The following is a 13707-nucleotide window of genomic DNA, read 5'->3' as shown; positions in this document are numbered from 1 at the left end:
CAACCTCCGACCCCGATCCCGTACTCGCCACCCGCACCACCACCGCCGCATCCGGGAGTACCACCATGACCGCGAACCCCGCGCAGGCCACCGACACCGGCGTAAGCGCGCCCAAGCCCGGTTGCGCCCTCACCGGAGCGCGCCCCCGCACCCCCTCCGGCTGCTCGTCCCGCGCGGAGACTTCCCATCCGGCGACCGGGGCGCCCGGCGTCGCCGATCCGAATGCCGTTGCGGGCCAAGCCGACACGCCGACAAACACGTCCGCCGGCCCCGCAACCACGCGGCCGGACGAATCCGGCGCGGCGATTCCGGACGGCGCCTCGGCCACGATCTCGCCGGCCGACGGTGAGCGACCTCCGGCACAACCCAACTCCGGCGCGGCGATCAACGGCGCGGCGCGGGCCGCCCTTCCGATCGAGGCCCCGGCTCCGATACCCGCGGTGCGGCTGTCGAACGCGGGACTCTCGTTCGGGGATCGGACGCTGTGGCGGGGGCTGGATCTCGAAGTGGCGCCGGGTGAGTTCATCGCGGTCCTGGGGCCCAATGGGTCCGGAAAGACCTCGCTCATGCGGATGCTGCTCGGGCAGTTGGGGCTGACCGAGGGCATCGCGGAGGTGGCGGGTTCGCCGGTGCGGGTGGGGAATCCGGATATCGGGTACGTGCCGCAGCAGAAGACCATCGAGGGCGGCTCCGCGCTGCGCGGCGTCGACCTGGTGGGGCTCGGGGTGGACGGGCACCGATGGGGGCTCGGGCTGCGCGGGCGCAGGGAGCGCAAACGGAAAGTGGCCGCGGCGATCTCGGCCGTCGGGGCGGAGAAGTTCGCCTACGCGCCGCTGGACGCGCTGTCCGGGGGTGAGCAGCAGCGGCTGCGGGTCGCCCAGGCGTTGGCCGGGGACCCCAGGGTGCTGCTGTGCGACGAACCGCTGCTGTCTCTGGATCTGGCGAATCAGTGGCTGGTGTCGGAGCTCATCGACCGGCGGCGGCGCACCCACGACACCGCGGTGCTGTTCGTGACCCACGAGATCAATCCCATTCTGCCGCTGGTGGATCGGGTGCTGTATCTGGTCGACGGGCACTTCCGGATCGGTGCTCCGGACGAGGTCATGACCTCCGAGACGCTCTCCGAGCTCTACGGCACCGAGGTGGATGTGCTGCGTGTGCGCGGCCGCCTGGTCGTGGTCGGCACCGGCGACGCCATGGATGCGCTGGGCGAGTCTGGCGCGGCGCACTGCCACGGCGGAGAACGACACGGCCACAGCGAAAACCGGCGGGGCGGCCAGGCGCAGGAGGCGCGTGCATGATCGACAAACTGTCCACGTTGTTCTCGCAGCTGCTCGACGTCTCCACCACCGCGCACCTGCTGTCCTACGACTTCGTGCAGCAGGCGGTGCTGGCCGCCGCCCTGCTCGGCCTGCTGGCCGGGGCCATCGGCCCGCTCATCATCAGCCGCCAGATGTCCTTCGCCGTGCACGGCACCAGCGAGCTGTCACTGACCGGCGCGGCCGCCGCGCTGCTGGCCGGGATCGGCGTCGGCGTGGGCGCCATCATCGGCTCGGTGGTGGCGGCCGTGCTGTTCGGCGTGCTGGGTTCCCGTGCCCGCGAACGTGATTCGGTGATCGCCGTGGTGCTGTCGTTCGGCCTCGGCCTATCGGTGCTGTTCCTGTGGCTCGGCCCCGAGCGCGCGGGTTCCAAGTTCTCGCTGCTGACCGGCCAGGTCGTCAGCGTCGGCAACTCCGGTCTCGGCCTGCTGGCCACCTGCACCGCGGCCGTGCTGGTGGTGCTGGCCGCCGTCTATCGCCCGCTGCTGTTCGCCAGCGCCGATCCGGAAGTGGCGGTGGCGCGCGGTGTTCCGGTGCGAGCGCTGTCCATCGTGTTCGCCGTCCTGCTCGGCGTGACCGCGGCCTTCGGCGTCCAGATCGTCGGCGCGCTGCTGGTGCTGTCGCTGCTCATCACTCCTGCCGCGGCGGCCGCCCAGCTCACCGCCAGCCCGGCCCGGGTCGCGATCCTGTCGATCGTCTTCGCCGAGATCGCCGCCGTCGGAGGCATTCTGCTGTCGCTGGCCCCCGGCCTCCCGATCTCGACCTTCGTCACCAGCATCTCGTTCACGATCTACCTGATCTGCCGGGTGGTGGGCAGCCGCACCCGCAACCGCCGCACCGTTCTCGTCGCCGCCTGAGCTTCGCGGCCGATCCCGCGAAAACGGCTGCGACACCGCGATCTACCGCATGAGGGGCGGCAGATCGCCCCGGCACGCCCCGCCCGGACAACCACCCCTCGCCCGGGCGGGGCGCGCGTGGGTCAGCTGCCCTCGCCCGCCAGCGCGAACAGCCCATCGGGGGTTTGCTCGATGAGACCGTCGACCAGCAGCGAATCCAGGGCGCGGTCACGCTGCCCCGGATCGCGAGTCCAGGCCAGATCCAACCGCACCCGCTCCACCGGACCCGACGCGTCGCGCAGGACGTCGAGCAGGCGGCCACGGGCCTGACGGTCGGTGCCCTCGTACTTCTGCACCCGGCGCACTACATCGGAGGCCGGGCGGCCCGCGGAAATCCAGGCACACCGGGGAAGCGGGCAGCGCTCGCAATCCGGGGTCCGCGCAGTGCATATCAGCGCGCCCAGTTCCATCAGCGCGGCGGACATGACCGCGGCCCGATCGACCCGGGCGGGCAACAGCGCCTCGGTCTCCGTGAGATCGCGGTTCGCGGGATTACCGGCCTCGGCCCGCCCGTGCACGGCGCGCGCCACCACCCGGCGAACATTGGTGTCCACCACGGGAACTCGCTGCCCATACGCGAAACACGCCACGGCACGCGCGGTGTACGCCCCGATGCCGGGCAGGCTCAGCAGCACGTCCACATCGGTCGGCACCTCGTCGCCGTGTACCTCGGCCAGCACCCTGGCGCACTCGTGCAGACGCAGCGCGCGCCGCGGATAGCCGAGTTTGCCCCAGGCGCGCAGCACCTCGCCCTGCGGCGCGGCGGCCATGGCCGAGGGCACGGGCCAGCGGGCCACCCACTCCCGCCAGATGGGTTCGACCCGCACCACGGGTGTCTGCTGCAGCATGATCTCGCTCATGAGGATCTGCCACGCGGTGACGCCGGGCCGCCGCCACGGCAGATCCCGCGCGGTCTCGCGATACCAGTCGATGAGCGCGTCGCTGTCCAACTCCGCTTCCTCCCGAAATCCCGCACGCCGCCACGCGCGATGGTATCCATGTCGGCGAGGCCGGTTTCCGCCTACCCGGCGGCTCACCGGGCGCGCGGCGGTATGGTCGGCGCGTCTTTGCCCGACCGTAACGCTGAAGACTCGCCGGTAACCAGAGGGCTATGGAAAATGGGACACATGCCGCATACCAACCCGATCAGTGCCTGGAAAGCCCTGCGCGAAGGCAACGAGCGCTTCGTCAACGGCACGTTGCAGCACCCTAGCCAGGGCGCCGCCGACCGGGCCAAGCTCGTCGCCGGTCAGCAGCCCTCGGCCGTCCTGTTCGGCTGCGGCGATTCCCGCGTCGCCGCCGAGATCATCTTCGACCAGGGCCTCGGCGACATGTTCGTGGTCCGCACCGCAGGCCACGTCATCGACGCCTCGGTGCTGGGCTCCATCGAATATGGCGTGCAGGTGCTGTCGGTGCCGCTCATCGTCGTGCTCGGCCACGACAGCTGCGGTGCGGTCCGCGCCACCATCGACGCCCTCGACCACGGCAATGTCCCCGGCGGGTTCATCCGCTCGGTCGTCGAACGGGTCACCCCGTCCATCCTCATCGGCCGCCGCGAGGGCCTGGAATCGGTCGACGAGCTCGAAGCCCGCCACGTCGAGGAGACCGCCCGCCTGCTCATGCAGCGGTCGATGATCATCTCCCAGCGCGTGGCCACCGGCGAATGCGCCATCGCCTGCGTCACCTACAACCTCGGCGACGGTGAGATCAAGCTGCACCGCGTGATCGGGAACATCGGCGAGGTCGTCTAGCCCGATCTACACGGATCGCCGGAGCGGGCGGCGGAATTTACCGCCCCCGTAGGCGCTTTCACGTCCGACACGCCGAGACCCTGCTCGGGGTGATACGGACGGTACCCTTACCGTTGTCAGCGTGCTGGAACCGAACGGACCACTGCCACCCGAAATCTACTGGCGCCGTCGCGCGGTCGCGATCGGCGCGATGGTGCTCGGCCTCGCACTGGTGATCTGGGTGGCGTTCGCGCTGTTGAAGGGCGGCGGGGACCACAGGACGGACGCCAAGGCGACCTCCACCTCGAGCGCCGTGGCCACCACCAAGCCCACCGGCAGCTCCACCTCGAGCGCCCCGGATTCGAGCTCGGCCAAGCCTTCCGGCGCCGCCCCGGCCGCGCTGGGCCTGTGCTCCGACCAGTCGCTGGCCGTGAAGGTGACCGTCGGGCAGCCCACCTACAAGGTCGGCGAACAGCCGCAGTTCGGCATCGTCATCACCAATATCTCCAGCGCCGCCTGCGAACGCGACATGGGTTCCGGGCTGCAGCTGGTCCAGGTGCAGTCCCTGGACGGCCAGCGCAGGCTGTGGTCCAGCACCGACTGCTACCCGGACGGCACCCCCGACATGCGCGCCCTGGCCCCCGGCCAGCAGGCCGCCTTCACCGTCACCTGGTCCGGCGCCACCTCACAGCCCAACTGCGCGGGCGATCGCGTCCAGGTCCCGGCGGGCCCCTACACCGTTGTGGCGCAACTCGGTTCGGTGCGCAGCGCGCCGGAGCCTTTCAATATCTTCTGAAATCCAGCACACACCGGTGGAGGCCGGGATCCATCGATCGGATCCCGGCCTCCACACATTTCCCAGAATTTCGGTAATTGCCAACCGAATTCCATGTCCAATCGAATTCGATGCGGCATCGTCAATCGATTTCGACTGTCACTCCGCCATTTCCGCCGGGGCCTGCGCGCCGCGTCGTCGACGCAGTCCGGTAATGGCAAGGGCGGCACGGATATCGGCGACTTCACGCAAAGTCATGGTCCGCCCGGTGCGGTCCACGCCCGGCGGCACCAGGGCCTCGGTGAAGCCCAGCCGCTCCGCCTCCGCCAACCGACGGGTCAACCCGGCCACCTGCCGCACCTCGCCCGCCAGGCCCACCTCACCCAGCACCACCAGGCCGCTGGGCAGCGCCTGATCCTGGCTGGCGCTCGCAATGGCAAGCGCGACAGCCAGATCCGCGGCGGGCTCGGTGAGCCGCATACCGCCCACCGTGGCCGCGTAGACGTCCTGCTTGCCCACATACACGCCCCCGCGGCTCTGCAGGACCGCCAGGACCATGGAAACGCGGTTGTAGTCCAGCCCGCTCACCGCGCGGCGCGGCGCGGGCACCTGGGTGTCCACCGTGAGGCCCTGCACCTCGCCCAGCATCGGCCGCTTGCCGTCCATGGCGACCGTCACCGCGGTCCCCGGCACCGAGGCGCCCCGATGGTGCAGGAACAGCCCCGAAGGGTCGTCCACGCAATGGATTCCCGCCTCCCGCATCTCGAAGCAGCCGACCTCGTCGGTGCTGCCGAAACGGTTCTTGATGCCGCGCACCATGCGCAACGAGGAGTGCTTGTCGCCCTCGAACTGCAGCACCACGTCCACCAGGTGTTCGAGCGTGCGCGGACCGGCCACCGCCCCGTCCTTGGTGACGTGCCCGACCAGCAGCACCGCGATCCCGCTGGCCTTGGCCAGGGAAGTGAGCGCCGCAGTCACCGAGCGCACCTGGGTGACACCGCCGATCACGCCGTCCGCGTCGGCGGCCAGCATGGTCTGCACCGAGTCCACTACCAGCAGTGAGGGTTTCACCTGCTCCACGTGCCCGAGAATGGTAGCCAGATCGGATTCCGCGGCCAGGTACACCTTGTCGTGCACCGCCCCCGTCCGGTCCGCCCGCAGCCGCACCTGGCCCGCCGACTCCTCCGCGGTCACATACAGCGCGATCTCATCGCGTGCCCGCGCCCACCGGTGCGCCACCTCGAGCAGCAGCGTCGACTTGCCGACCCCCGGCTCCCCCGACAACAGCACCACCGACCCGGGAACGATTCCGCCGCCCAGCACCCGATCCAGTTCGGACACACCGGTCGAGCGGGCCTGCGTCTTGTTGGAGTCGATGCTCGAGATCGGCGCCGCCGCCGTGCTCGGCAGCATCGCCCGTCGCCCCACCGCCACCGCGGACGAGGAGGCCGCCATCTCCTCGATAGTGCCCCACCCGCCGCAATCCGGGCAGCGCCCAACCCATTTGGCGACCTCATGCGAGCAGTCCGCGCACCGGTACAGCGATTTCACCTTGGCCACGCGGGCAGCCTAATCAGCCACGCCGACAAGTCCCGGCAACCCCGCTCAGGAAAAGCCTGCGCCCGCTTCGGCAAACCGAAGCGGGCGCAGGACAGAGTCATCACTCCACACGCTGGTCAACTCTCGGACCCGACCCGCTGCCGGCCCAGCCCCAGAATCCACACACCGGTGTCCACTCTCAGGTTCGCGGCCCGTCTCGTTCTGGACTGCGCTCCGCCTCCCCGCGCTTGGAGCGGGGGAGCTCAGCGGAGGAGCGGAGGGGGAAGAACGAGACCCCCAGGGCCGCGAACCCGCCCGGAGCGAAGCGGAGGGCAATCAGACTCAGTGCTCGCCGCCCTGCTTCGGGGGCTCCTGGCGCGGGTTGTTCGAGCCGGCGTCGACCGGAACGTTGACGACGACGGTGCCGGCCTGCTTGAAGACGAAGGTCAGCGGGTAGGTCAGGCCCGGGGTGACGTCCTTGGTGAGGCCGGTGACCTCGATCAGGACGGGCTTGGCGTTCGGGTCGGCGGCGGGCTCGCCGGCGTTCTGCTCGTGCGCGGCGGCCGCGGTGGCGTCCTTGGCGGTCGGCTTGTTGGCGACCACGGTGGTGGACGGCTTGATCTCGATCTTGTCGGCGATCTTGACCTGGCCCAGGTCGGTGCCGATGCTGACCAGCTCGTCGGGCTTGCTGTCGCTCAGGTTGACGGCGCTGAAGGCCAGCACGGCCTTGCCGCCCTTGGCGTTGTTGTACTCCTCGGTCTGCGGGAGCAGGAAGCGCACGTCGCGCAGTGCGATGGAACCGACATTGGCAGCGTTGCCGTTGATGGCGGCGACCTGGGTGGCGGTCTGCGAGACCTGACCGGCGCCGCAACCCGACAGCGCGAGCACCGCACCCGCAGCGAGTGCAGCAACTGTCACGGCACGCCGCCGCGACTTCGACGCAGTGGTGGCTTTCAGGGCAGTCACGGGGTCCTCCATGTCGACCGGGCTAACTCCACTATGGAGAGTAGTAGTCAAAGAGAGTAATGCGTCCCCTCCCCCGCCCTACACGCGGGCGGTGTCGCGTGCGCGTGGCGAGGAGTCGAGAGCGGCCCCGCCGACCGAGCGCGAGAACCACCTGTCGATCCGGCGGCGCCGCCCCGAACGTGACAGGGCCGTCGCGTCGGCGGGATGCGTCAGGGGGCCCTGACAGAGATTCGGCGACGACTTCCAGAGTGACGCATTGTCGTTTATCCGACCGTGCCCGGTCGCGTATGCGAAGTACGCACTCGTATATGCACGCGAACGGTGCGATGCGCTATCCCCTTATGCCACAACGGGATGCACACGATTCGCGTTCTGTCAACCCCCGCCGCCGCTCCGTTGTGGCCCTGACCTGCGCCGTTGATCGCGCCGTTACCGAGTCGCATGTTAAACTGTGAACATCGAAAGGGGCACGGGACACATGATTTTTAAGGTCGGAGACACCGTCGTTTACCCCCACCACGGAGCGGCGCTGATCGAAGCTATCGAAACCCGCACCATCAAGGGTGTACAAAAGGAGTATCTGGTCCTGAAGGTCGCACAGGGCGACCTGACCGTTCGGGTTCCCGCGGAGAATGCCGAGTATGTCGGCGTCCGCGATGTCGTTGGGCAGGAAGGCCTGGACCGGGTCTTCCAGGTGCTGCGGGCTCCGCACACCGAGGAGCCGACCAACTGGTCCCGCCGCTACAAGGCCAACCTCGAGAAGCTCGCCTCCGGCGATGTGAACAAGGTGGCCGAGGTCGTCCGCGACCTGTGGCGTCGTGAGCAGGACAGGGGCCTGTCCGCCGGTGAGAAGCGGATGCTGGCCAAGGCCCGCCAGATTCTCGTCGGTGAGCTCGCGCTCGCGGAAGGCACCGACGACGTCAAGGCCGAGACCCTGCTCGACGAGGTTCTCGCAGCGGCCTCCTGACCGTGAAAACAACACCCGGCGACGGCATCCGTGTCGTCGCTCTGGTTCCTGCCGCCGGCATGGGCGTGCGTCTCGGCGAGAACAAGCCGAAGGCATTCGTCCACGTCGGCGGCAGTCCCATGCTCACCAGGGCGGTTCAGGGCCTGATCGACTCCGGATCGGTCGACGACGTTGTGGTTATGGTGCCCGCCGAACTCGTCGCCGAGACCCGCGCCCTGCTGCCCGTCTCCTCCGTGCCCGTGCGCGTGGTCGCCGGCGGGGCCGAGCGCACCGATTCGGTGCGGGCCGGTCTCGCGGCCGCGCCCGACGCCACCCTGGTCTTGGTGCACGACGCGGCCCGGGCCCTGACTCCCCCGGCCCTCATCTCCCGCGTGGTGGACGAGTTGCGCGCAGGTGCGCAGGCCGTGGTGCCCGCGCTGCCGGTGACCGACACCATCAAATCCGTCGACGCGACGGGCGCGGTGACGGGCACGCCGGACCGCTCGGGGCTGCGCGCCATTCAGACTCCGCAGGGCTTCGACGCCGAGCTGCTGCGCGCCGCCTACGCTGTGGGTACACAGGCGACGGATGACGCGGGGTTGGTGGAAATGCTTGGTGCGACCGTTCATACGGTGCTCGGTGACGCCCTGGCTTTCAAGATCACCACACCGCTGGATCTGGTCCTCGCCAATACGCTTGCCGCCCGCCGTGATACGCCCGACACCGCAGGCGGGCTGGACACGACACGCCAGGCGGTGATCGCCCCGTGATCGATCCCATGGCGCTGCGCACCGGTATCGGCAGCGATGTGCATCCGGTCGAACCCGGTCGGCCCTGCTGGATGGCGGGTCTGCTGTTCGAGGGCGATAGCGGCTGCGCGGGACATTCCGACGGCGATGTCGCCGCGCACGCGCTGTGCGACGCGCTGCTCTCCGCCGCTGGACTCGGCGATGTGGGCGCGGTTTTCGGCACCGGCCGCCCGGAATGGGCGGGGGTGTCCGGGGCGGCGATGCTGAAGGAAGTCCGGCGGCTGCTGGACGAGGCTGGATTCACCATTGTCAATGCGGCTGTACAGGTAATCGGGAATCGCCCCAAAATAGGTCCGCGACGGGCTGAGGCGCAGCAGGTGCTCGGCGAGATTCTGGGCGCGCTGGTCTCGGTGTCCGGCACCACTACCGACGGATTGGGCCTGACCGGCCGCGGCGAGGGGGTGGCGGCGGTCGCCACCGCGCTGCTGTGTTGTCGGGCCTGACGCACCGGTAATCCGCCAAATCCCAACAGCTAGGATGCTCTGTCGTGACTCTGCGCCTTTTCGACACCGAGACGCGGACCCTGCGTGAATTCACGCCGCTGGTCCCTGGCAAAGCCTCGGTGTACCTGTGCGGCGCGACCGTTCAGGGGGAACCCCACATCGGGCATGTGCGCAGCGGCGTCGCCTTCGATGTGCTGCGACGGTGGCTGGCCGCCAACGGTTTCGATGTCGCCTTCATTCGCAATGTCACCGATATCGACGACAAGATTCTGAACAAGGCCGCCGAGCACGGCCGTCCGTGGTGGGAATGGGCCGCAACCCACGAGCGCGCCTTCGACCGCGCCTACGAGACGCTCGGCGTGCTGCCGCCGTCCGGTGAGCCGCGGGCCACCGGGCACATCACCCAGATGGTGCAGATGATGGAGCGGCTCATCGAGCGCGGCCACGCCTACGCCTCCGAGGGCAATGTCTATTTCGACGTGTTGAGCTATCCGGACTACGGAAAACTGTCCGGGCACAAGCTCGATGACGTGCACCAGGGTGAGAGTGCGGGCCAGGGTAAGAAGGACCCGCGTGATTTCACGCTGTGGAAGGCCGCCAAGCCCGGTGAGCCGAGCTGGCCTTCGCCGTGGGGTCCGGGCCGGCCCGGCTGGCATTTGGAATGCTCCGCCATGGCCGAGTTCTATCTCGGACCGGAATTCGATATTCACTGCGGCGGAATGGATCTGGTTTTCCCGCACCACGAGAACGAGATCGCGCAGTCGCGCGCGGCCGGGGACGGGTTCGCCCGCTACTGGCTGCACAACGGCTGGGTGACCATGGGCGGCGAGAAGATGTCCAAATCGCTGGGCAATGTGCTGTCCATTCCGAATGTGCTGGAACGGGTCGGCGTGCGGGCCGTCGAACTGCGTTACTACCTGGGCAGCGTGACCTACCGGTCCATGGTCGAGTACTCCGATCAGGCGCTGGCCGAGGCCGCCGCCGGATACCAGCGGCTCGAGGCCTTCGTGCTGCGGGTGGCCGAGCGCACCGGCGAGGTGCCGATCGGCACCTGGACCCCGGCCTTCGCCGACGCGCTGAACGACGACCTCGGAGTTCCGCAGGCGCTGGCCGAGGTTCACGGCGTGGTGAGCGAGGGCAACAAGGCCCTCGACGCGGGTGATCTCTCGGGCGCGCGGCTGCTGGCCGCTCAGGTCCGGGCCATGCTGGGCATTCTCGGCGTGGATCCGCTCGACGAGCGCTGGGCCGCGCCCGCCGACAACTCCGCGGCCATCGCCGCGCTCGACGTGCTCATCGGCGCGGAGCTGCAGCGGCGGCAGCAGGCCCGCACCGACAAGGATTGGGTCACCGCCGACGCAGTCCGCGACCGGCTCAAGGCCGCGGGCATCGAGGTCACCGACACGCCGCAAGGCGCGGAGTGGGCCTTGGCCAAGGAAAAGAAGTGAGCGGTTCCGCGCCCACGGAACCTGGCTCGCCCGAATACCGCGTGAGCTAGCCCGCGTGGTGTGGCGGAGCACACCGAATTCGGGGTGACGGCCCAGCGTGGGGCACAATTCGTAGCGTCCCTCCGGCAATGCCGCGTGACTCGTGGCCGGTCCGGGGGCGCTGCTGTGGAGCAGCGCGAAGATTGACAGGGCGCAGCCCTTCGCTGCGCCGACCGGAGGCAGGTTTCCCGCATGACCGTGAGCGGGTTCGTCCCGCGACCGGCTCGAGGCGGGTTACCCGCGTGCTGTGTGCACTCAACAGACACGGAAGGCGAAGTGATGGCAGGCAATTCCCAGCGACGCGGGGCGACGCGCAAGACCGGCAGTAAGAAGGGGCAGACCGTCGGTTCCGGCGGGCAGCGCCGCCGCGGGCTCGAGGGCAGAGGGGCGACTCCCAAGGCCGAGGACCGCACCTACCACCCAGCCGCGAAGCGCGCCAAGGCGAAGGCCAAGGCCCAGGCGGCGACCGCCACCACCCGGTCCCGCAATGCCGCCCGGCCCATCGCGGGCCGCAAGGACAGTGAGGGTCCGGAGCTGGTGCTGGGCCGCAACCCGGTGGTGGAATGCCTGCGCGCGGGCGTGCCCGCCACCGCGCTGTACGTCGCCAATGGCACCGAGAACGACGATCGGCTCACCGAGGCCGTGCAGACGGCCGCCGACCTGGGCATCTCGATTCTGGAGGTGCCGCGCACCGATCTGGACCGAATGAGCAGCAATGGCATGCACCAGGGCCTGGCGCTGCAGGTGCCGCCGTACCGGTACGCCCATCCGGACGATCTGGTCGACCGGGTGCACAACTCGGGTGAGCCGGCGCTGCTGGTGGCACTGGACAATATCTCCGATCCGCGCAACCTGGGTGCGGTCATCCGCTCGGTGGCGGCCTTCGGCGGGCAGGGCGTGGTGATCCCGCAGCGGCGCAGCGCCAGTGTCACGGCGGTGGCGTGGCGCACCAGTGCCGGTGCGGCGGCGCGGCTTCCGGTCGCGCGGGCCACGAATCTGACTCGCACGCTGAAGGATTGGGCGAACAAGGGCTATCAGATCGTCGGGCTCGACGCGGGCGGCGACACCACTCTCGACGAATTCGACGGCAGCGCACCGACGGTCATCGTGGTGGGCTCGGAGGGCAAGGGGCTGTCGCGGCTGGTGCGCGAGACCTGTGACGCCATCCTGAGCATTCCGATGGCGGGCCCGGTGGAGTCGCTCAACGCCTCGGTGGCGGCGGGCGTGGTGCTGGCCGAGGTCGCCCGGCAGCGCCGGTCCTGAATACACGGGTACCGGACCGAATCCCTCGCACATCCGCCCTCTTCCGAGGTTCTTCTCGCCTCGATAACGAAGTGGCGCAAGCGAACACCGCGCGTCAGCCTGCCGTCACGGCGCTTCCGCCCGTAAACTCGGGCGGTGGTCTTCGATCAGCCGCCCATCGGATCCCCCGTCGAGCATGAGCATGCGACGGCGGTGTTGCTGCTGGGTGCGCTCAGCGTATTCTGCTGCGGCGCACTGGGGCCGATCGCCTGGGCGCTCGGCCGCCGGGCGCTCAACGAGATCGAGGCGGGCGGCGGCCGATTGGGCGGCCGGATCCAGGTCCTGGTGGGCTATGTCCTCGGGGTCATCGGGACCTTCCTCATGGTCGTGTTCGGCGGCATCTTCCTGCTGATGGCCATCAGCGGGCGAGCGTAGAAGCTCTCGGAGCGCCGGGGCTCTCCGCCCCGAATCCCCGGGGGTCGCCCGAGCCCCGATCAGTCCAGGCCCGGGCGCTGCTCGCCGCCTGTCACCGCGTCCCAGGCGGGCCATTCGCCGCTGACACTGCCGGTCCACTTGGGCGGGCGGCGGTCCTTGAGCGCGGCGACGCCTTCGCCGCCGTCGGTGCTCTTGGCCAGGTAGTCGTTGAGTTCGGTTTCCAAGCGGCCCACGGTTTCCGGGGCCATGGTCGGGGCCTCCCAGAGCAGACGCTTGGACAGGGCTACCGGAAGCGGGGCCGAGCCGTGGGCGATGTCGTGCGCCACCTCGAGGGCGGTGGGCAGGACCTCGGCGGCGTGCAGGCAGGCATTGGCGATGCCGAGCGAGTACGCTTCGTCGCCGTCGAAGGTGCGGCCGGTGAGCAGCAGGTCGGCGGCGCGGGCGCTGCCGATCAGCCGGGGCAGGGTCCAGTGCGCGAAACCGTCGGCGAGCGCGCCGCGCCGAACCTGATTGACGGCGTACACCGCGTCGCGGGCGACATAACGCAGGTCGCACTGCAGCGCGATCTCCAGGCCGATGCCCACGGCGTGCCCGTTCACCGCGGCGATCACCGGTTTTCTGATGCGGAAGGGTGGCGGGTCGATGAGACCGTTGACCTCGCCGACCTTCAGCGACAGATCCGCGCCCGCGCAGAACGCGGGCGGGGTCCCGGTGATGACGACCGCGCCGATGGCGTCGTCATTGTCGCAGCGGCGCAGCGCCGCACCGAGATCCGACGCCATGCCCGGAGTCAGTGCGTTCTGCTGGGCGGGACGGTTGAGCGTGAGCACGGCGACGCCGCCGGAGACGTCCACGTGCAATTCCGAACTCATGCTGGAACATTATGCCCTCCGCTTCGCTGCGGGCGGGGTTCGCGGCGCAAGCGCGGGGAGGTGGAGCGGAGGTCTCGTTCTCCCCTCCCCCAAGGCGCAGGTTCATGGGGCCGTTTCATCCCCGGCTCCACGGCGGAGGTCTGTCGAGCCGCGGTCCAGAACGAGCGCTCCGCCGCGCCGCGTGTGCGCCGCGACCATGTCATGTCTCGCGGTACGAGGAGTCCGGCCGCACACACTCGTTCTTCAGTTTC

General features: G+C 69.5%; 14 protein-coding genes. 10 read left to right on the top strand and 4 right to left on the bottom strand.

Going from position 1 to position 13707, the window contains the following annotated elements; all coding sequences use genetic code 11:
- The first annotated feature begins 431 nt into the window (after positions 1–431).
- On the top strand, positions 432–1301 hold the full coding sequence (locus GLP40_RS06080; protein ID WP_328289779.1) for a metal ABC transporter ATP-binding protein: 870 nt from the start codon (positions 432–434) through the stop codon (positions 1299–1301).
- Positions 1298–2176 carry a metal ABC transporter permease gene (locus GLP40_RS06075; RefSeq protein WP_154786760.1) on the top strand — a complete coding sequence of 293 codons (879 nt, stop codon included), beginning with the start codon at positions 1298–1300 and terminating at the stop codon, positions 2174–2176. Before GLP40_RS06080 ends, GLP40_RS06075 begins: the two co-directional genes overlap by 4 nt.
- A gap of 122 nt (positions 2177–2298) precedes the next feature.
- Here the strand turns inward: GLP40_RS06075 and GLP40_RS06070 are convergent, their stop codons facing one another.
- The gene (locus tag GLP40_RS06070; RefSeq protein WP_154786759.1) at positions 2299–3165 is read right to left on the bottom strand and encodes an HhH-GPD family protein; all 867 of its coding nucleotides are present in this window, start codon (positions 3163–3165) and stop codon (positions 2299–2301) included.
- A 177-nt stretch (positions 3166–3342) separates the two neighbouring features.
- On the opposite strand from GLP40_RS06070, the gene GLP40_RS06065 reads away from it, so the two are divergent.
- On the top strand, positions 3343–3966 hold the full coding sequence (locus GLP40_RS06065; RefSeq protein WP_154786758.1) for a carbonic anhydrase: 624 nt from the start codon (positions 3343–3345) through the stop codon (positions 3964–3966).
- Between the two features lie 121 nt (positions 3967–4087).
- Complete coding sequence (locus tag GLP40_RS06060; protein ID WP_328289751.1) at positions 4088–4741, top strand: hypothetical protein; 654 nt, start codon at positions 4088–4090, stop codon at positions 4739–4741.
- A 138-nt stretch (positions 4742–4879) separates the two neighbouring features.
- Here GLP40_RS06060 and radA read toward each other — a convergent pair whose 3' ends face one another.
- Both radA and GLP40_RS06050 read right to left on the bottom strand, forming a co-directional pair.
- Positions 4880–6280 (bottom strand): DNA repair protein RadA, encoded by a 1401-nt coding sequence (radA, locus tag GLP40_RS06055; RefSeq protein ID WP_328289750.1) that lies wholly within the window; start codon positions 6278–6280, stop codon positions 4880–4882.
- 321 nt (positions 6281–6601) lie between these two features.
- The gene (locus GLP40_RS06050; protein WP_328289749.1) at positions 6602–7225 is read right to left on the bottom strand and encodes a copper chaperone PCu(A)C; all 624 of its coding nucleotides are present in this window, start codon (positions 7223–7225) and stop codon (positions 6602–6604) included.
- Between the two features lie 478 nt (positions 7226–7703).
- Between GLP40_RS06050 and carD the strand changes: the two genes are divergently transcribed.
- The 6 genes from carD (at position 7704) to GLP40_RS06020 (ending at position 12584) form a co-directional block, all read left to right on the top strand.
- On the top strand, positions 7704–8192 hold the full coding sequence (carD, locus tag GLP40_RS06045) for an RNA polymerase-binding transcription factor CarD (RefSeq protein WP_019931623.1): 489 nt from the start codon (positions 7704–7706) through the stop codon (positions 8190–8192).
- A gap of 26 nt (positions 8193–8218) precedes the next feature.
- Positions 8219–8941 (top strand): 2-C-methyl-D-erythritol 4-phosphate cytidylyltransferase, encoded by a 723-nt coding sequence (gene ispD / locus GLP40_RS06040; RefSeq protein WP_328289778.1) that lies wholly within the window; start codon positions 8219–8221, stop codon positions 8939–8941.
- A gap of 14 nt (positions 8942–8955) precedes the next feature.
- Positions 8956–9423, top strand: a complete 468-nt coding sequence (ispF, locus tag GLP40_RS06035; protein WP_154786907.1) for a 2-C-methyl-D-erythritol 2,4-cyclodiphosphate synthase — start codon at positions 8956–8958, stop codon at positions 9421–9423.
- Positions 9424–9467: 44 nt separating this feature from the next.
- Positions 9468–10868 (top strand): cysteine--tRNA ligase, encoded by a 1401-nt coding sequence (cysS, locus tag GLP40_RS06030; RefSeq protein ID WP_328289748.1) that lies wholly within the window; start codon positions 9468–9470, stop codon positions 10866–10868.
- A gap of 318 nt (positions 10869–11186) precedes the next feature.
- Entirely contained in the window at positions 11187–12170 is a 984-nt protein-coding gene (gene rlmB / locus GLP40_RS06025) for a 23S rRNA (guanosine(2251)-2'-O)-methyltransferase RlmB (protein ID WP_154786757.1), read from the top strand.
- 135 nt (positions 12171–12305) lie between these two features.
- A complete protein-coding gene (locus GLP40_RS06020; RefSeq protein WP_328289747.1) occupies positions 12306–12584 on the top strand; it encodes a DUF4190 domain-containing protein in 279 nt (92 codons plus the stop codon).
- Positions 12585–12643: 59 nt separating this feature from the next.
- On the opposite strand, the gene GLP40_RS06015 is transcribed toward GLP40_RS06020, so the two are convergent.
- Entirely contained in the window at positions 12644–13456 is an 813-nt protein-coding gene (locus GLP40_RS06015) for an enoyl-CoA hydratase/isomerase family protein (protein WP_154786756.1), read from the bottom strand.
- Between the last annotated feature and the right edge of the window lie 251 nt (positions 13457–13707).

This window comes from Nocardia aurantiaca (assembly GCF_009708175.1).
GTDB lineage: Bacteria > Actinomycetota > Actinomycetes > Mycobacteriales > Mycobacteriaceae > Nocardia > Nocardia aurantiaca.
The sequence above is the reverse complement of the archived record's forward strand: the minus strand, read 5'-3'. Positions and strand labels throughout refer to the sequence as shown.

Excerpts from the sequence above, each read along its gene's own strand:
- GLP40_RS06075 (WP_154786760.1), top strand. The coding sequence starts at position 1,298 with ATGATCGACAAACTGTCCACGTTGTTCTCGCAGCTGCTCGACGTCTCC.
- GLP40_RS06065 (WP_154786758.1), top strand. The coding sequence starts at position 3,343 with ATGCCGCATACCAACCCGATCAGTGCCTGGAAAGCCCTGCGCGAAGGC.
- carD (WP_019931623.1), top strand. The coding sequence starts at position 7,704 with ATGATTTTTAAGGTCGGAGACACCGTCGTTTACCCCCACCACGGAGCG.
- rlmB (WP_154786757.1), top strand. The coding sequence starts at position 11,187 with ATGGCAGGCAATTCCCAGCGACGCGGGGCGACGCGCAAGACCGGCAGT.
- GLP40_RS06015 (WP_154786756.1), bottom strand. The coding sequence starts at position 13,456 with ATGAGTTCGGAATTGCACGTGGACGTCTCCGGCGGCGTCGCCGTGCTC.